Here is a 14,985-nt window from a genome sequence, read left to right as displayed (position 1 = left end):
CAGGGATCCGGAGGCGACAGCCCCCGGCAGCCCTCAGCCATAGAATCAACGGGCGTACCCTGGGGAACGCCGAAGAATCAACACTAGGGAGCCGGCCGTGTCCGCAGTCGCACCCGACGGACGCAAGATGCTGCGCCTGGAGGTCCGTAACAGTCAGACCCCCATCGAGCGCAAGCCCGAGTGGATCAAGACCCGGGCGAAAATGGGCCCCGAGTACACGAAGATGCAGAACCTCGTGAAGAGCGAGGGCCTGCACACGGTCTGCCAGGAAGCCGGCTGCCCGAACATCTACGAGTGCTGGGAGGACCGCGAGGCCACCTTCCTCATCGGCGGCGACCAGTGCACCCGCCGCTGCGACTTCTGCCAGATCGACACCGGCAAGCCCGAGGCGCTCGACCGCGACGAGCCGCGCCGGGTCGGTGAGTCCGTCGTCACGATGGACCTGAACTACGCCACGATCACGGGCGTCGCACGCGACGACCTGGAGGACGGCGGCGCCTGGCTGTACGCGGAGACGGTCCGCCAGATCCACCGGCAGACCGCCGACCGCGAGGACGGCCGGACCAAGGTGGAACTCCTCGCCCCCGACTTCAACGCGGACCCGGAGCAGCTCGCCGAGGTCTTCTCGGCCCGGCCCGAGGTGTTCGCGCACAACGTGGAGACCGTCCCGCGGATCTTCAAGCGCATCCGCCCCGGCTTCCGCTACGAGCGCTCGCTGAAGGTCATCACCGAGGCCCGCGACGTCGGCCTGGTGACGAAGTCGAACCTGATCCTCGGCATGGGCGAGACCCGCGAGGAGGTCGGCGAGGCGCTGCGCCAGCTGCACGACGCGGGCTGCGAGCTGATCACGATCACGCAGTACCTGCGGCCGAGCGTGCGCCACCACCCGGTCGAGCGCTGGGTGAAGCCGCAGGAGTTCGTGGAGCTGAAGGAGGAGGCCGAGCAGATCGGCTTCTCCGGGGTCATGTCCGGACCGCTGGTGCGCTCGTCGTACCGCGCCGGGCGGCTGTACCGGATGGCGGTGGAGAAGCGGGGCGAGTACATCGCCACGCAGGCCGTCTGACCCGATCCCCCCTGCGGGCGGCACCGGGTGCCACTTCCCGCGTGTGAATCCGCACACAAGGAACTACCGACCGGTATGGCCGATTGGCGCGGTCCCGACCGTCCCCGCAGCTGGGGGGCGCGTCAGGGCCGCGTCAGGCTTTGGGCGCTCCGTATCAAGGTTTCATCGGCGTTTGACCGCTCCGTCACGCCCTGGTAACACCAAACAGTGACCCTGGACTTACGCCACGTACACCCCGGCCCCGAGCCGACGACCCGAGGGGGGTCCTCCACCATGCAGGCCGCGCCCGTTCGCGCCACCGCCATCCCGTCCTTCACCGATGCACTGCGTGCCATCGAATCGCTGCTCATGAGCAGCGGTCAGCGGACGGCCCGCCAGAACGCCTGGACCTCCGTCCTGGAGGACCGCCGCCGCGCGAAGGACCGCGTCGAGGCGCAGCGCGTCCTGGACGCGACCGTGCCCCACCCGTAGGCGTCGCGCGCACTCCTCGCGCGCGTTCCCCTCCGCCGTGGAGTCCGTCGTGGAGCGTCCCCACCGCTCCGACCCCACTGGCGTCGTCGCCGCTTCCCGCGCCACGTAGACTTCGTGGCATGGCGAGGAAGGAACCCGCAGCGGACGCTGCGAATGCCGGGCGACTGAAGCAGATCGCCCTGACTTACAAGATGACCAGCAAGGCCGACCCCAAGATCGGTCTTGTACTCGCGGCAGTCGGAATCGTCACCCTGGGTGTCTTCCTCGCGATCGGCTTCTTGATCGGCCACCCCGTCTATCTGGGGATCCTGGGCTTCCTGCTCGCCTTCCTCGCGATGGCGATCGTCTTCGGACGCCGGGCCGAGCGGGCCGCCTTCGGGCAGATGGAGGGCCAGCCCGGCGCCGCCGCGGCGGTGCTCGACAACATCGGCCGGGGCTGGACCACCACACCGGCGGTCGCGATGAACCGCAGCCAGGACGTGGTGCACCGCGCGGTCGGCAAGGCCGGGATCGTGCTGGTCGCCGAGGGCAACCCGAACCGGGTCAAGAGCCTGCTGGCCGCCGAGAAGAAGAAGATGGCCCGCATCGTCGCGGACGTCCCGGTGCACGACCTGATCGTGGGCACGGGCGAGGACCAGGTGGAGCTGAAGAAGCTCCGCACCACGATGCTGAAGTTCCCGCGCGTCCTGACCGGCCCCCAGGTGACGGCCACCAACGACCGGCTGCGCGCGCTCGGGGACCTGATGAGCAACATGCCCCTCCCGAAGGGCCCCCTGCCCAAGGGCATGCGCATGCCGAAGGGCGGCGGCGGCCGGACGCGCTGACGCTTCCGCCGGACCGCGCCCACACGAAGCACACCGGGCCCGGAAGACCTCACGGTCTTCCGGGCCCGGTTCGTTTCCCGCGGCGGTTCGTCTTTCGCGTCGTCGGGGGGCGGCGCGGCGGGGCTACGCGCGGACCTCCACCGTCCTCGCCAGGCGGTCGTGCAGGCCCCTGCCGTCGCGGTCCCAGATGAGGGCCGGGATCGCCAGGCACAGCAGGAGCGTGCGGACCAGGGCGCGCAGCGGGGCCACCCGGCCGGTGTCCACCGAGACCACGCGCAGGCCGAAGATCCGCTTGCCCGGGGTGAAGCCGAGCGTGCCGACCGTCACGACGCCGAGCACGAAGAAGATGAGCAGGGCCCAGTTCCCCGTCGACTGGTCGTAGCCGTCGGTGAGCAGGCCGTATGCGATCAGGACGCACAGGCCCCAGTCGACGGCCAGGGCGCCGAGGCGCCGGCCCGGGCGGGCGATGGAGCCCGGCCCCTCCTGCGGCAGACCGAGCTGCTCCCCCCGGTATCCGAGGTCCGCCCCGGCATCCTCCATCGCCGCGCGGGGACCGGAGAGCCACGATCCGATTGCTTGCCTGTTGTCCACCCGTCCACGGTACTGCGCCCCATATGCCGCACCCGGAGGTGGGGTGGCCGGGAGCCGGGCTGGTTAACCTGGGAGAAACAATCGGGTCACGCCCGGGAAATCCCCCGTCCCTAAGGTCAGCCGCAGAGTGTGCCACCGCACTGGCCGCACGAACGAACTACCACCCCGGCGAAGCCCGTCGGGAGTAGGAGGAGCTGGATGTTCCAGAACGCCGACGAAGCCAAGAAGTTCATCGCTGACGAGGACGTCAAGTTCGTCGATGTCCGGTTCTGCGACCTGCCGGGCGTCATGCAGCACTTCACGGTGCCCGTCGAGGCGTTCGACCCGGACGAGGAGCTGGCCTTCGACGGATCCTCGATCCGCGGGTTCCAGGCCATCCACGAGTCCGACATGGCGCTGCGCGCGGACCTGTCGACCGCCCGGGTCGACCCCTTCCGCCGCGACAAGACGCTGAACATCAACTTCTTCATCCACGACCCGATCACGGGCGAGCAGTACTCCCGCGACCCGCGCAACGTGGCCAAGAAGGCGGAGGCGTACCTGGCCTCCACCGGGATCGCCGACACCGCGTTCTTCGGTCCCGAGGCCGAGTTCTACGTCTTCGACAGCGTCCGCTTCGCGACCACCGCGAACGAGTCGTTCTACCACATCGACTCCGAGGCGGGTGCCTGGAACACCGGCGCCGTCGAGGACAACCGTGGTTACAAGGTCCGCTACAAGGGCGGCTACTTCCCGGTCCCGCCGGTCGACCACTTCGCCGACCTGCGCGCCGAGATCTCCCTCGAGCTGGAGAAGAACGGCCTGAAGGTCGAGCGCCAGCACCACGAGGTGGGCACCGCCGGCCAGGCCGAGATCAACTACAAGTTCAACACGCTGCTCGCCGCCGCCGACGACCTCCAGCTCTTCAAGTACATCGTGAAGAACGTCGCCTGGCGCAACGGCAAGACCGCGACCTTCATGCCGAAGCCGATCTTCGGCGACAACGGCTCGGGCATGCACGTCCACCAGTCGCTGTGGAGCAACGGCGACCCGCTGTTCTACGACGAGGCCGGGTACGCGGGCCTGTCGGACATGGCCCGCTACTACATCGGCGGCATCCTCAAGCACGCCCCGTCGCTGCTGGCCTTCACCAACCCGACGGTGAACTCCTACCACCGCCTGGTCCCGGGCTTCGAGGCGCCGATCAACCTGGTGTACTCGCAGCGCAACCGCTCCGCGGCCATGCGTATCCCGATCACGGGCTCGAACCCGAAGGCCAAGCGCGTCGAGTTCCGCGCGCCCGACTCCTCCGGCAACCCGTACCTGGCCTTCTCGGCCCTGCTGATGGCGGGCCTGGACGGCATCAAGAACAAGATCGAGCCGGCCGAGCCGATCGACAAGGACCTCTACGAGCTGGCTCCCGAGGAGCACGCCAACGTCGCGCAGGTCCCGACCTCGCTCCCGGCCGTCCTCGACTCGCTGGAGCGCGACCACGAGTTCCTCCTCCAGGGCGACGTCTTCACGTCCGACCTGATCGAGACGTGGATCGACTTCAAGCGCACCAACGAGATCGCCCCGCTCCAGCTCCGCCCGCACCCGCACGAGTTCGAGCTGTACTTCGACGTGTGATATCGCCCCAGGTCAGAGCGAGTATCCGCTCCCCTGGGCCGTCTCTGGGCCGTCGGCCGTGTTCTTCCTCCGCTGGAAGAGCCCGGCCGACGGCCTGTTTCGGGCCCAGCACCGCGGGCCGGTGTCGAGAGCTTCCGACCGCGCTGCCGCTCAGGTCAGTGCAGCGGCTTGGCCGGGGCCGCGCCCGCACTCGGCACGCCGAATGCGGCATCAATGGCCCTGCGGGCACGGTCCTGGCTGTTCGGCATGAGGTGCGTGTACGTCCGGAGCGTGAATCCCGGGTCGGAGTGACCGAGGTACTCGGCCAGGGCCTTGATGTTCTCCCCCGAGTCCAGCAAGACCGACGCGTAGTAGTGCCGCAACGCGTGCATACCGTGTTCGCGCGACTGTTTGAACCGCTCCCCTGGAGCCCGTTCCGGAATGACGCCGGCGGCGATCAGGGCCGGCTTCCACAGGTACATGTTGAAGTAGTTCCTGTTCAGCGCCTTCCGCTCCCGCGAGTAGAAAAGCAGTTTCGCCGTGACCGGCGGTCCGTCCGGGGTCTTCCACGGCAGAGTGACGTCGATGGGGGGCCGTCGGGTGATGTGCGCGGCGAGCGCACCCGACACCACGTCGGGCAGCGGCACGTCTCGCAGCTTGCCGCCCTTGGGTGGGGCGAACACCATGTGCGGGCCGACCAGCTTGACCTGTCGCACGACGTGCACCACTCCCCCGACGAAGTCAACTTCGTCCACGGCAAGCCCGAAGATCTCTCCTTGCCGCAAGCCGCACCCGGCACCGATGTCGGCGGTCGTCGCGTACTGGATCGGGAGTCCATCCCGGACGGCGACCACCCGGTCACGCGTCCACGGCTTGATCTTCCGCCGATCCAGTTTGGGTGCCCGCACTGACCCTGCACGGCAGGGGTTCCGGGTCAGAATGCCGTCGTCCACGGCAGCGCCGAACACAGCGGAGACGTTCGCGAAGACCGTCCGCTGATACGACGCTGCCATCCCGGAGTCTGCCAGGGCCCGTGCCCACGTGCGGATATGGGCAGGTTGGAACGCGCTCAGGGAGCGAGAACCGATGTAGGGGAAGGCGTGCAGCCGGAACCTCAGCTCCATGTTCACGATGGTGGAAGGGTCCGTGGTCTGGGATGCCAGCCACTGAGTGGCGAACTCCCTGAACGTCTCCTTGCCGGCCGACGGGTCAACGTACTGGCCACGGGTCATGTCAGCCGCGATCTGAGTCAGCCAGGCTTCCGCAAGTCGCTTCTGCTTGTCCGGGAAAGACTTGCTGCGTTCCGTCCCATCCGGCGCTACGTAGCGCGCTCGGTAGCGCAAGCCAGTCCCGTATCGGTCGGTCTTTGCCCTGCTCGTCTTGCCGTTGGATGCCGTCTCGGTCTTGTACCAACGGTCTTGGATATGGCCAGCCATACGGCGGCGGTCCTCTCGACATGCAGCAGGGAGAGCCGCACATGGCGGCTCTCCCTGCTGTCTGGGGGTGGTTGGCTACGCGGCGCCCTGGCAGGCGTTCTTGCGCTGAATGACATAGGCGCGCACGTCGGCCGGGTCGTAACGGAGGTGCTTGCCGATGCGGAAGCCGGGCGGTCCGGTGCGCTTCCTGCGCCACTGGTAGACGGTTTCGAGCGGCACGCCGAACATGTCGGCGATGTCGTCGGGGGTGAGGTAGCGGTCCGGGAGTCCGCCGCGAAGGGTGGCGCGGGGGTCGTCTCGGACGGAGGCGGGCGCGCTCACGGTCTCCTCCACGATTTGGAAATACATTGCTCTGAGTCGCGACTCATCGGCACTCAGCGGCTCTCAGAGGGCTCTTGAGACGCGATGAGTCGCGACTCAGGCAAATGTGGTTCGGACACGTTCAGCGTGATCCCGGTGTAGGTGACCACCTGCCGGCCGTACGCGTCGCGGGGCCGCGAGCGGCTGAGCTGGGGGACCACGGAGAGCAGGTTGCGGCCGAAGACTTGCTTCGTGCCGGGGCGGACGCCATTGTCCTCGGCCCACTCCCGCCAGACCGCCCACAGTGCGTCCACGGGGACGCTGCACGTGGGTCCAGTGGTGCAGCGTTCGCGGATGAATGCGGACGTGGGTGAGGCGGTGTCCTGCATGGTGGTGATCGCCTCGCGGCTGGATGCCGGTTCGGTGATCCGGCCGGTTCGCTGGAGGCGGGCGAGGCCGTCGAGGGCCCAGTTCAGGATCCCGGGCATCTCTGCCCTGAGCCGGTCGAACAGGGTGGGGTCCTCCCTGCCCAGCCACGACACGGTCATGTTGAGCAGCACGAACCGGCGGGCGATGACCCCGGAGGAGTCGCCAAAGTGTGGCAGTTCGTTGGACAGGATCATCAGCCGTGTGGGGAGCTTGCCGGTCCACACCTGGCGGTACTTGCGGTCGACGTCGATGGTGTCCTCACCGGAGATCGTCAGGAGCCGTTCCACGACCTGGCTGTTGTCATTGCCGGACAGCCGGGCATCGGCGATGACCGCCAGTGGCTTGCCGATCAGGGTGGACAGCCCGAAGTTCGTGCCGAGTCCGGCGAGGGTGGGGCCGGCGAGGTTGTCCTTGCCGACCAGCTCTTTCAGCACGCGGGCGATGGTGCCTTTGCCGGAGCGGGACGGGCCGACCATGAGCAGGATCTTTTGTTGGTCGGTGCGCCCGGACAGGATGTAGCCGAACCAGTCCTGTACCGCCTGGATGGCGTCCGGGTCGTTGGGCCAGACCTCCCGCAGGAACCATTCCCACGTCGGTGCGGTAGCGCCCGGGTCGTAGGCGAAGGGGACGGAGACGAAGTTGAAGAACCCCGGCCCGTGCGGCAGTAGCGCCCGGTCGCGGATCCTCAGCAGCCCGTTCTCACACGCCACGATGGGCCCGTGGTCCTGGTCGCTCGCGTTGCCGTTGGCGTCGAACCACGTGGGCGCGTCCAGGTCGGTGGGCAGGAGAGTGATGGATCCGAGCGCGTCGAGGAGGTTGCTGATTTTCGGCTTGGTCGGTGCCCAGTCGCGTTCCTCGGGCTGTCCGTCCTTGCCGGGTGCCTGGTAGACGGCGTGTTCGAGGCGCTCGTACATGCTCTTGCGTACCTGGGCTTCGTCCAGCTCCCGCCAGCAGGTACCCGTCCAGCGCATCCACGAGCCGCGCCAGCGCCGGTAGGCAAGCTGTCCGTCCTCGGTCTGCCAGTCCGGCAGGATGCGGCGGGCCACGGCGAGAGGGTTGGAGGGTCCGGGCAGTTCCTCGGCGGTCATGCGGCGTGCTCCTTGCCAGTGGCGAAGCCGTTGGCGACGGCTCGCCGGGCGTACGGCTCGGGGACGCCGACGGCGACGGCCGCGGCCACGATCTGCTGCCCGATCAGGTCCAGGCCGCACGGTCCGGGACACTGCGCGTGCTGGGCTGCCAGGAACCGGGCCACGCCGAACGCCTGTGATCCGGCGCCGGATTCGGTGTGGGCGGTGACCATGGCGAGGCCGCGTTCCAGGCCGGTGCGGATGTAGCGCTCGGTGTGGCGGCATCCGTGGGCCACGGACCGGTCCCAGGTGGCGCGCGGGGTGAGGGAAGAGGCCACCCCGGCGCGGGCGGGGGTGGCTTCTTCCTTCACCACCAGGGCGCGGACGGCGGACGGCAGGACGGTCATGGTGCCGGTGCCGCGACCCAGCCAGCGTGCGTAGACCATGCGCGATTTGATGTCCACACCTGGCCGGACGGCGTTGGCGGACTGCATGGTCCCCAGGTAGAGCCAGTGCTCGCCGCGCGTGGTGGGCACGGTCCGGGTGGCCGGGAGCGTCTGGCGTGCCCAGGCCACGGCGCGGGCGTTGTCCAGGTCCACGACAGTGAGCCCGCATCCGCCGGGGTGGTAGCCGACCACCCCGGCCGCACGCCATGCCGCAGCCCACGCGGGGGAGGTGATCACGCGGGGGTCGGTGGTCGCGGCGGCCCAGGCGTGGCACGGGGCGGGGCAGCAGCAGGTCCCTGCGCTCTTCATGTTGGGTCGGCCGCCGCAGGCCCCGTGGGTGCAGGCGCGGCAGTTGCCGAACGGTCCCTTGCCCTCCCGCAGGGGCAGCACCGGAACGCCCGCTTCTGCCAGGGCCAGGGCGGTCCGCAGGTGGCCACGGGCGCCGAGCGGGACGCGGAGGGGGGCGCGGCTCGTCTGGGTGGTTCGGGCCGATGGGCCCTCGCCGAATGCCGCGTGTTGGGTCATGCTGGGGGTCTCCTGATTCTCTGCGGAGGGACTGGAGAACCGGGGCGGGCGCAGGCTTGTGGTGAGACGGCGCCCGCCCCGGGCGTATCTAGAACGGCGGCTCGTCGCCCTGCCGCCGGTCGCCGGCGGGGGCGGCGGTGTTCCACGGGTCGGCGGCCGGGGTGGAGGCGGCGCCCTTGCGCTGGACGCGTTCGACCTTGGCCGTGGCGAACTGAAGCGAGGGGCCGATGTCGTCCACTTCCAGGGCGAGCATCGAGCGGTTCTCCCCCTGCTCGTTCTGCCAGTTGTGCTGACGCAGACGGCCCGCGACGACCACCCGCATTCCCTTGGTCAGACTGTCGGCGACATGCTCGGCGAGGTCGCGCCATGCGGTGCAGCGCAGGAACATCGCGGTCCCGTCCTGCCACTGGCCCGAGGCCTTGTCGTAGGTGCGCGGGGTGGAGGCGACGGAGAACTTGGCCAGCGCGGCGCCGGACGGGGTGAAGCGGAGTTCGGGGTCGTCGGTGAGGTTGCCGACGACGGTGATGGGGGTCTCTCCCACGGCCATGGGGATCACTCGCTCTCGGTGTTCAGTTCGGGGTCGTTGGCGATGGTCAGTAGGACGTCGGCGTGGCACGGTGTCCCGGGCGGGCACCAGCACATGAGGTCGCGTCCGGCCAGGTGTGCGCGGACGGCTGCACGCAGGTCCGGGCTGGCCTCGATGTGGGTGCGGAAGAGGCACACGGCCTGTTCCGCGTCGTGGTCCCTTACGGCGTACGGGTTGCCCCACCGGGAGGGACGGCCGACGTAGACCGCGCTCTGCGGGGCGCGCCATCCGGCGGTGCGTCGGCGCTGGATCCGGCGGGGCGGGTCGGCGTCGGTCATGCGGCGCTCTCCTCGGTCTCGCCCGCCATGTCGTCGATCTGCAAGAGCAGGTCTCCGAGTTGGCGCCGGGTGATGTCGCGGCTGTAGGTCTCCGGCAGCCATCCGCCGTTGTCCCAGCGCAGTTCGACGGTGACGATCTCGTCCGGGTCGATGTCCACGTCAGTGCTCCTTGCTCATGTCGAGGGCGGGCAGCCCGGCGGACTCCAAGGCGGTGGGGTCGAAGCCGGGCAGTGCGGCGCGGGTGATGAGCGCCTGGGCGAGCTGTTCGGCGTAAGCGGTGCCCGCTCGGGCCACCTCGATCTGAGCAGTGGCGCGGATGGTCTCCACACGCTCGACGTGGGCGTGTTCCTCGCGCCGCTCGCTCACGTGCCGCTCGTGGTCCAGGGCGTCGCGCCGGTCCTGACGCCAGTGGCGGGCGGCGAAGCAGTAGGCGAGCACGGTGGCCAGCGCCCACAGCAGCACCGGCAGGGACAGGCCGTCGGAGTATCCGGCGATGCCCGCGAGGGCGAGGCTGCCGGATACGGCGTAGCCGGTGGCGGCGAGCACGGGCTCTCCGGCTCGGGCCAGGGAGGCGCCGCCGGCCGCCGCTCCGGCCGCGAGGACCGCCATGAGGGCGGCGTTGCCGACGGAGTGTTCGGCGCCGTTGGCGTTCCAGATCCGGGCGAGGGCGAGCACGGTCGTGGTGGCGACGGCGGGCGCGGCCTTTGGCGCGGCGGTGGTCAGCCAGTGCCGCACGACGATGGGTTCGTTCACGGGATGCCTCCGGTCAGTGGCCGAGCTGGGACAGGAACCGGGCGAAGGACGCCACCAGGTCGTGAATCGGGCCGTAAGCGCCGGTCCCGGCGGTGAAGAACCCGAACAGGAACAGCAGCACCGCGGCGCCTCCACCGGTTGACCTGGTCTTGATGGCGAAGAACGAGGCGAGGCCGAACAGCAGCACGGCCGAGACGGTGAGGGTCACCGCGACACCTCCGGGCGGGTGTCGGTGCCTGCGCGGTAGATGCGGGCCCAGCGGTTGTAGAGCCAGCGACCGACGCGGATGCGCTTGCCGGTCGCGTGGCAGCGGCGGCAGTCCTTGCCGCGCTTGAGCCGTCCCTTGCGGTCGGTCTTGAGCTGGTGGCCCATGCCGCGGCACTTGCGGCAGTTGCCGAACGGCGAGGCCGCACACAGCCCGCCGTAACTCAGCGTGACTATGGACAGGCAGGCGATAGCAAGGAGGATGAGGGTCATGAGGGGCCCTTCCAGGCGGTTTCCGGGGGTTTCCGCAGGTGGGCCGCTATGTACTAGCGGCCTGATCAGAATGGGTTTGGGCCGCTAAGGGGGCCGCTAACGATAGCGGGGCGTACCGCTATCGATAGCAGCCCCCGGGCTTCAGCTCGCGTCCCGCTTTCCGTCACGCTCCGCAATCGCAGCGGTGATGTGGGAGCGGTCGACACCGCGCCGGTTGACGACCTTGCCGTCGATGCGGCGCCCCACCTGGATCGTGGAGATGCCGAGCGGCTTCAGCGCGGCGGCGAGGGTCTCGGGCTCCCAGCCCGTGTACACCTCGGGGCGTAGTTCGGCGAGCCGGGTCACGACCGTCTCGGACCATTCCTTGGCCTGCGCGGCGGGCACGACGGCGAGGATGTCGGCGAGCAAGTCGTAGGCCGGGCCCGTCACCGCTTCCGGTGCCTCCCCGGCCGCGTAGCCGGACAGGAGTCCGGCCTTCTCACGGACCCTGCGGGCGCGGGCGCCGATGGCGTCGGCGCCGGGGGCGTCCACGTAGACGGAGGAGACGATACGGGCGTCCGAGCCTTCACCGACGAAGTAGTGAATGCCCTTGTCGCCCCAGGCGAACATGGTCGCCCGCACCCCGCGCTTGTACGCGGACGTGCCCAGCACCATGTCGTTCTCCAGCTGGCCCATGACCTTCAGGCACCAGCGGGCCGACGCGTTCGCGCTGATCCCGGTCGGGAGTGCCTTGGCGTCCGGGCGCTGCGTGGCGAGCAGCAGCACGATGCCGGTGGCAGGGCCGCGCTTGACCAGGTCGGTGGCGATCTCCTCGAACTCCTTGGAGTGGTCGGGGTGCTCGAACAGCACCTGGCACTCATCCACCCCGATCACGATCGGGTGCAGCCCGAGTGAGCGCTTGTCGGCAAGCTGGCTGGTCACCTTCGACTCGGGGCAGATGTCGCGGGGCAGGGAGCGGATCACCTTGGTGCGGCGCCGCAGTTCCTCACGCAGGGCGCGGAAGTCGTTGAGCACGTAGCCGATGGCTTCGTCGTCGTCGCCGGCGGCGTGCCGGTGGGAGACGGCGTTGCCGACCGGGTCCAGGTCGCCGGTGCCCTTCATGTCGTAGGTGTGCAGTTCGGCGCGCGGGTCCAAGGCCGCGATGAGCAGCAGCAGACGCAGCAGGAACGTCTTGCCCATGCGCGGGATGGCGCCGATGATCCCCGCGATGTACATGAGCGTGACTTCGACCCAGCGTCCGCGCTGGTCGGTGCCGTAGGCGACGGGCTTGAACAGATCCACCGTCCCGGACTTGGCCAGCGGCCAAGCGGGCTTCTTGGCCTTGTTCATGTCCTGGTCGCCCACCCACAGCACCAAGTGCCCGGTGTGCTCGTCCGGGACCGCTTCGGGCCACACGCAGCCCAGCGGGCGGCGCAGGCCGGAGGCGAGCCGGTCGCGGCGCTCGATGACGTCGGTCACCGTGACGCCGAAGGGGAGGTTGCCCTCCGCCCTCCAGCCGGGCCCGTCGCGGGTGATCGGCGCCGTGAACTCGAACCCGTCCCGTCCCTTGCCCTGCGCCTGGTTGATCGCCGGGATGCCCAGGGCCCCGAGCGCCCGCAGCACGATGTCACTGGTGAGCTTGACCGCCTTGGGCAGTTCCACAGCCCTGTGGATAACCGGGGCGTCCGGGCGGCGGCCGGCGAACCCGAGCGCCATCACGACCGCACTCACCGACACCGCTTGAAGCCACTCGGGGGCGAGCACGTACAGGGCGAGCGCGGCACCGATTCCGAAGAACATCGCGAGCACCGTCACGAGGGTGCGCAACCGTACCCGGCCGTCACGCTGCCGCGACAGCTTCAGGTACTCGGCTGCGTCCTCGCGGCGCACGGCGGAGAGCCGGACCGGCTCACCCTCGCGGTCGGCCGCCCACCGCATGGTGCCGCCGATGAACCGGGCGGCGCCGGTCGGGGCCTGGAGGGTGAGGCGGGCGGCGTAGACCGGGGCGCGCAGTGCGTGGTAGCCGGTGGCGTGTGCGTAGTGGCGGGCCACCCACGCCGCGGCGGTCCGCAGTTCCGCCACCGACCGCAGCCACTCGGGAACGACCGCCCGGCGGTGCGCCCCGGCCAGCCGACCGAGGTAGCCCGGACCGGTGGCCCTCGGGGTCGGCTGGTCGACCATCACGCGGACGGTCGGGTCGGCCGACTCGGCACCCGACCGACCGGGCTCCGGGTCGGGCGACCGGTCGGCATCCGGTCGGGTGCTCGGGTCGGTCGACTCGGCGCGCGCGGATCGGGCCTTGTCGAGGTCGACCACCTCACCGCCCGAGTCGGGCCGGGGGCCGGCGGCCATTTCGGCTTCGAGCCGGTTGAAGAGTTCGTTGTCGTCGGGGTGGTTCACTGAGACTTCCTTCCGGAATGGCGGGAGGGAAGGCCCGGCCGACGCTGTAGGAGGTGGGCGGCCGGGCCCGTGCACAGAAGGGTCAGCCCTGGAGGGGCGCAGGAAGACGAACGATGTGTTCGCCTTGTGCGGCCGGGCTGGTGGTGCGTGCCCCGGGCCGGATTCGATCCGGCGGCATCACGCTGAAGCCGGGGCTGATGGAACGACCGCGCTCTAGGCGCGGATGTCGTAGACGAGGCCCAAGTCGTCGATCTCGACGACCGTGCCGCAGCAGCCGCACACGAACTCGCGGTAGCCGTCGTCGTCGGCGTCCTTGGCGGTCATCTCGTTGACGCAGCAGTCGGGCGCGGTGTCGTGCCCGAGTTCGTCACCGATCGACAGTTCGAGGTAGAAGATGCGGGGTCCCATGAGGATTCCTTGTCTCGGGCAGGAGCGCGGGGCCCGGCCGTACGCTGTGGGCGGTCGGGCCCCGCAGGGCGTGTCAGACGGCTTTGGCGTGCGCGGCGTCGAAGAGGCGGATGAGGACGGTGACACCGGCGTAGGAGCCGTAGGCGTCGATGACCTCAAGGCCGGGGGTGACGGCCCGGCGGGAGATCACCTCGTGGGCGGGGATGGCCAGGGCCGCCCGCCAGGCGTCGAGGTCGGCCCGCGTGTGGCCCATCGCCTCGTGCAGGGAGACCGCGATGCCCAGGGCCGCGCCGCGGGAGGTGATGATGCGGCCTACCTCGAAGTCGTGGCTGATCAGGTCGGGGTGCTCGGACAGGAGCCGGGACAGCGCGCGGATGGCGGGGCCTTGCTCCCGGACGGTCTGGACGGTCATGCGATGTTCCTTCCGAAATCGGCGGGAGGGTGGGGCCCGGCCGACGCTGTAGGAGGTGAGCGGCCGGGCCCGTTGGGTTACATGCCGGGCGGGAGTGCGCTGCCGGCGGGGAACTCGAAGACCGTGATCAGGACTTCAAGGCCGGGGTCGTCGGCGTAGGCAACGCGGGTGTAGACGACCGTGAACGGGGTGCCGTCGCGGCCGGTGGTCGGATAAGCGCGGACGTCGTGTCCCCACGCCCGGCGTCGGCTGACCGTGAAGCGGGCCCTTGACGCCGGGATCGCCCCGTGGATGCCGAAGTTGCTGCGCGACAGACAGACGAACCGCGCCGAGTCGGCGGGGAGCGGCTGACGGCGCGAGCCCCCCGGGCCGCGGAACAGATCAGTGATCCATTTGAGGGCGGTCACCACCAGCTCGACTCCCTCTTGGGCACGATGAAGGGGTGGCCGTTGCGCATGTGGTCCACACACTGCGGGCAGTCCTCGCGGGGCCGCAGCTTGCGGTGAATGCTGCGGTCGTGGGCGTGCTGCCAGCACTGCGGGCACTCGCCCGGAGGCGTCTCCCGTGCGGCCACGGTCACCACCATCCCGAAGACTTCTTCGCGGCCTTGGCGGTGGCGGCCTCGGTGACGATCCGCTGCCGCTCGGCCTGAAGCGCGGAGATCTCGGCGGACAGCCGGGTCTCGGCCGAGCCCCACGCGGTCTCCAGCTTCCGTTCGGCGCGCGCGGGGCTGTTCCCGCGTACGACCTTGTAGGAGCCGCCGGCCAGTGCGGCGAGGACGGCGCGGCGCTCGCGGCCGTTCAGCGGCCACATCTCGCGCTGTTGGACGGCCTTGAGCTTGCGGGTGGTGTTCTGGATCTCGCGGTCCAGGCGTCGGGTGTCGGGCTTGGCCATGGTCAACCCCTCCTCGGGGCGATGAGTCGTCCGGCGGGCTCGCAGCCCGCCGTGAGCAG

21 protein-coding genes are annotated in these 14,985 nt (G+C 69.9%); 4 read left to right on the top strand and 17 right to left on the bottom strand.

Annotated elements, in window-relative coordinates:
* Positions 1-97: 97 nt before the first annotated feature.
* The 3 genes from lipA to AB0C59_RS27620 all read left to right on the top strand — a co-directional run bounded on the left by lipA (position 98) and on the right by AB0C59_RS27620 (position 2,358).
* A complete protein-coding gene (gene lipA / locus AB0C59_RS27630) occupies positions 98-1,063 on the top strand; it encodes a lipoyl synthase (RefSeq protein WP_363009218.1) in 966 nt (321 codons plus the stop codon).
* Positions 1,064-1,336: 273 nt separating this feature from the next.
* Positions 1,337-1,534, top strand: coding sequence for a hypothetical protein (locus AB0C59_RS27625; protein ID WP_363009216.1), 198 nt, complete (start codon positions 1,337-1,339; stop codon positions 1,532-1,534).
* A gap of 119 nt (positions 1,535-1,653) precedes the next feature.
* The gene (locus AB0C59_RS27620) at positions 1,654-2,358 is read left to right on the top strand and encodes a DUF4191 domain-containing protein (RefSeq protein ID WP_363009214.1); all 705 of its coding nucleotides are present in this window, start codon (positions 1,654-1,656) and stop codon (positions 2,356-2,358) included.
* A 123-nt stretch (positions 2,359-2,481) separates the two neighbouring features.
* On the opposite strand, the gene AB0C59_RS27615 is transcribed toward AB0C59_RS27620, so the two are convergent.
* Positions 2,482-2,949 (bottom strand): RDD family protein, encoded by a 468-nt coding sequence (locus tag AB0C59_RS27615; RefSeq protein ID WP_363009212.1) that lies wholly within the window; start codon positions 2,947-2,949, stop codon positions 2,482-2,484.
* 198 nt (positions 2,950-3,147) lie between these two features.
* Here AB0C59_RS27615 and glnA point away from each other — a divergent pair, with 198 nt between their 5' ends.
* Positions 3,148-4,557 carry a type I glutamate--ammonia ligase gene (glnA, locus tag AB0C59_RS27610; RefSeq protein ID WP_363009210.1) on the top strand — a complete coding sequence of 470 codons (1,410 nt, stop codon included), beginning with the start codon at positions 3,148-3,150 and terminating at the stop codon, positions 4,555-4,557.
* Between the two features lie 155 nt (positions 4,558-4,712).
* Here glnA and AB0C59_RS27605 read toward each other — a convergent pair whose 3' ends face one another.
* The 16 genes from AB0C59_RS27605 to AB0C59_RS27530 form a co-directional block, all read right to left on the bottom strand.
* Positions 4,713-5,972 carry a tyrosine-type recombinase/integrase gene (locus AB0C59_RS27605; protein ID WP_363009208.1) on the bottom strand — a complete coding sequence of 420 codons (1,260 nt, stop codon included), beginning with the start codon at positions 5,970-5,972 and terminating at the stop codon, positions 4,713-4,715.
* A 75-nt stretch (positions 5,973-6,047) separates the two neighbouring features.
* The gene (locus AB0C59_RS27600; protein WP_363009206.1) at positions 6,048-6,320 is read right to left on the bottom strand and encodes a helix-turn-helix domain-containing protein; all 273 of its coding nucleotides are present in this window, start codon (positions 6,318-6,320) and stop codon (positions 6,048-6,050) included.
* A 26-nt stretch (positions 6,321-6,346) separates the two neighbouring features.
* Positions 6,347-7,789 (bottom strand): phage/plasmid primase, P4 family, encoded by a 1,443-nt coding sequence (locus AB0C59_RS27595; RefSeq protein WP_363009204.1) that lies wholly within the window; start codon positions 7,787-7,789, stop codon positions 6,347-6,349.
* Positions 7,786-8,739, bottom strand: coding sequence for a bifunctional DNA primase/polymerase (locus AB0C59_RS27590; RefSeq protein WP_363009202.1), 954 nt, complete (start codon positions 8,737-8,739; stop codon positions 7,786-7,788). Before AB0C59_RS27590 ends, AB0C59_RS27595 begins: the two co-directional genes overlap by 4 nt.
* An 88-nt stretch (positions 8,740-8,827) precedes the next feature.
* A complete protein-coding gene (locus tag AB0C59_RS27585; protein ID WP_363009200.1) occupies positions 8,828-9,286 on the bottom strand; it encodes a single-stranded DNA-binding protein in 459 nt (152 codons plus the stop codon).
* Positions 9,287-9,291: 5 nt separating this feature from the next.
* Positions 9,292-9,603 (bottom strand): DUF4326 domain-containing protein, encoded by a 312-nt coding sequence (locus AB0C59_RS27580; protein ID WP_363009198.1) that lies wholly within the window; start codon positions 9,601-9,603, stop codon positions 9,292-9,294.
* Positions 9,600-9,761 (bottom strand): hypothetical protein, encoded by a 162-nt coding sequence (locus AB0C59_RS27575; protein WP_363009196.1) that lies wholly within the window; start codon positions 9,759-9,761, stop codon positions 9,600-9,602. Before AB0C59_RS27575 ends, AB0C59_RS27580 begins: the two co-directional genes overlap by 4 nt.
* Before the next feature lies 1 nt (position 9,762).
* On the bottom strand, positions 9,763-10,356 hold the full coding sequence (locus tag AB0C59_RS27570) for a hypothetical protein (protein WP_363009194.1): 594 nt from the start codon (positions 10,354-10,356) through the stop codon (positions 9,763-9,765).
* 13 nt (positions 10,357-10,369) lie between these two features.
* Complete coding sequence (locus AB0C59_RS27565; protein WP_363009192.1) at positions 10,370-10,564, bottom strand: hypothetical protein; 195 nt, start codon at positions 10,562-10,564, stop codon at positions 10,370-10,372.
* Positions 10,561-10,833, bottom strand: coding sequence for a hypothetical protein (locus AB0C59_RS27560; protein WP_363009190.1), 273 nt, complete (start codon positions 10,831-10,833; stop codon positions 10,561-10,563). The genes AB0C59_RS27565 and AB0C59_RS27560 overlap by 4 nt, the downstream gene beginning before the upstream one ends.
* A 141-nt stretch (positions 10,834-10,974) precedes the next feature.
* Entirely contained in the window at positions 10,975-13,212 is a 2,238-nt protein-coding gene (locus AB0C59_RS27555; RefSeq protein ID WP_363009188.1) for a cell division protein FtsK, read from the bottom strand.
* 213 nt (positions 13,213-13,425) lie between these two features.
* Positions 13,426-13,620, bottom strand: coding sequence for a hypothetical protein (locus AB0C59_RS27550; protein ID WP_363009186.1), 195 nt, complete (start codon positions 13,618-13,620; stop codon positions 13,426-13,428).
* A 73-nt stretch (positions 13,621-13,693) separates the two neighbouring features.
* Positions 13,694-14,032: a hypothetical protein gene (locus AB0C59_RS27545; RefSeq protein ID WP_363009184.1), complete on the bottom strand. Its 339-nt coding sequence runs from the start codon at positions 14,030-14,032 to the stop codon at positions 13,694-13,696.
* Positions 14,033-14,109: 77 nt separating this feature from the next.
* A complete protein-coding gene (locus tag AB0C59_RS27540; protein ID WP_363009183.1) occupies positions 14,110-14,439 on the bottom strand; it encodes a hypothetical protein in 330 nt (109 codons plus the stop codon).
* Entirely contained in the window at positions 14,436-14,618 is a 183-nt protein-coding gene (locus AB0C59_RS27535) for a pRL2-8 (protein ID WP_363009181.1), read from the bottom strand. The genes AB0C59_RS27540 and AB0C59_RS27535 overlap by 4 nt, the downstream gene beginning before the upstream one ends.
* Positions 14,609-14,926 carry a hypothetical protein gene (locus AB0C59_RS27530; RefSeq protein ID WP_363009179.1) on the bottom strand — a complete coding sequence of 106 codons (318 nt, stop codon included), beginning with the start codon at positions 14,924-14,926 and terminating at the stop codon, positions 14,609-14,611. Before AB0C59_RS27530 ends, AB0C59_RS27535 begins: the two co-directional genes overlap by 10 nt.
* Positions 14,927-14,985 lie beyond the last annotated feature (59 nt).

The organism is Streptomyces sp. NPDC048664 (genome assembly GCF_040650555.1).
Taxonomy (GTDB): domain Bacteria; phylum Actinomycetota; class Actinomycetes; order Streptomycetales; family Streptomycetaceae; genus Streptomyces.
Note: the sequence above shows the minus strand (reverse complement) of the source record. Positions and strands in the feature narration are given on the sequence as shown.

Coding starts and splice junctions, on each gene's coding strand:
- AB0C59_RS27625 (WP_363009216.1), top strand. CDS start 1,337: ATGCAGGCCGCGCCCGTTCGCGCCACCGCCATCCCGTCCTTCACCGAT.
- AB0C59_RS27620 (WP_363009214.1), top strand. CDS start 1,654: ATGGCGAGGAAGGAACCCGCAGCGGACGCTGCGAATGCCGGGCGACTG.
- glnA (WP_363009210.1), top strand. CDS start 3,148: ATGTTCCAGAACGCCGACGAAGCCAAGAAGTTCATCGCTGACGAGGAC.
- AB0C59_RS27605 (WP_363009208.1), bottom strand. CDS start 5,972: ATGGCTGGCCATATCCAAGACCGTTGGTACAAGACCGAGACGGCATCC.
- AB0C59_RS27600 (WP_363009206.1), bottom strand. CDS start 6,320: ATGTATTTCCAAATCGTGGAGGAGACCGTGAGCGCGCCCGCCTCCGTC.
- AB0C59_RS27595 (WP_363009204.1), bottom strand. CDS start 7,789: ATGACCGCCGAGGAACTGCCCGGACCCTCCAACCCTCTCGCCGTGGCC.
- AB0C59_RS27590 (WP_363009202.1), bottom strand. CDS start 8,739: ATGACCCAACACGCGGCATTCGGCGAGGGCCCATCGGCCCGAACCACC.
- AB0C59_RS27585 (WP_363009200.1), bottom strand. CDS start 9,286: ATGGCCGTGGGAGAGACCCCCATCACCGTCGTCGGCAACCTCACCGAC.
- AB0C59_RS27580 (WP_363009198.1), bottom strand. CDS start 9,603: ATGACCGACGCCGACCCGCCCCGCCGGATCCAGCGCCGACGCACCGCC.
- AB0C59_RS27560 (WP_363009190.1), bottom strand. CDS start 10,833: ATGACCCTCATCCTCCTTGCTATCGCCTGCCTGTCCATAGTCACGCTG.
- AB0C59_RS27550 (WP_363009186.1), bottom strand. CDS start 13,620: ATGGGACCCCGCATCTTCTACCTCGAACTGTCGATCGGTGACGAACTC.
- AB0C59_RS27545 (WP_363009184.1), bottom strand. CDS start 14,032: ATGACCGTCCAGACCGTCCGGGAGCAAGGCCCCGCCATCCGCGCGCTG.
- AB0C59_RS27535 (WP_363009181.1), bottom strand. CDS start 14,618: ATGGTGGTGACCGTGGCCGCACGGGAGACGCCTCCGGGCGAGTGCCCG.
- AB0C59_RS27530 (WP_363009179.1), bottom strand. CDS start 14,926: ATGGCCAAGCCCGACACCCGACGCCTGGACCGCGAGATCCAGAACACC.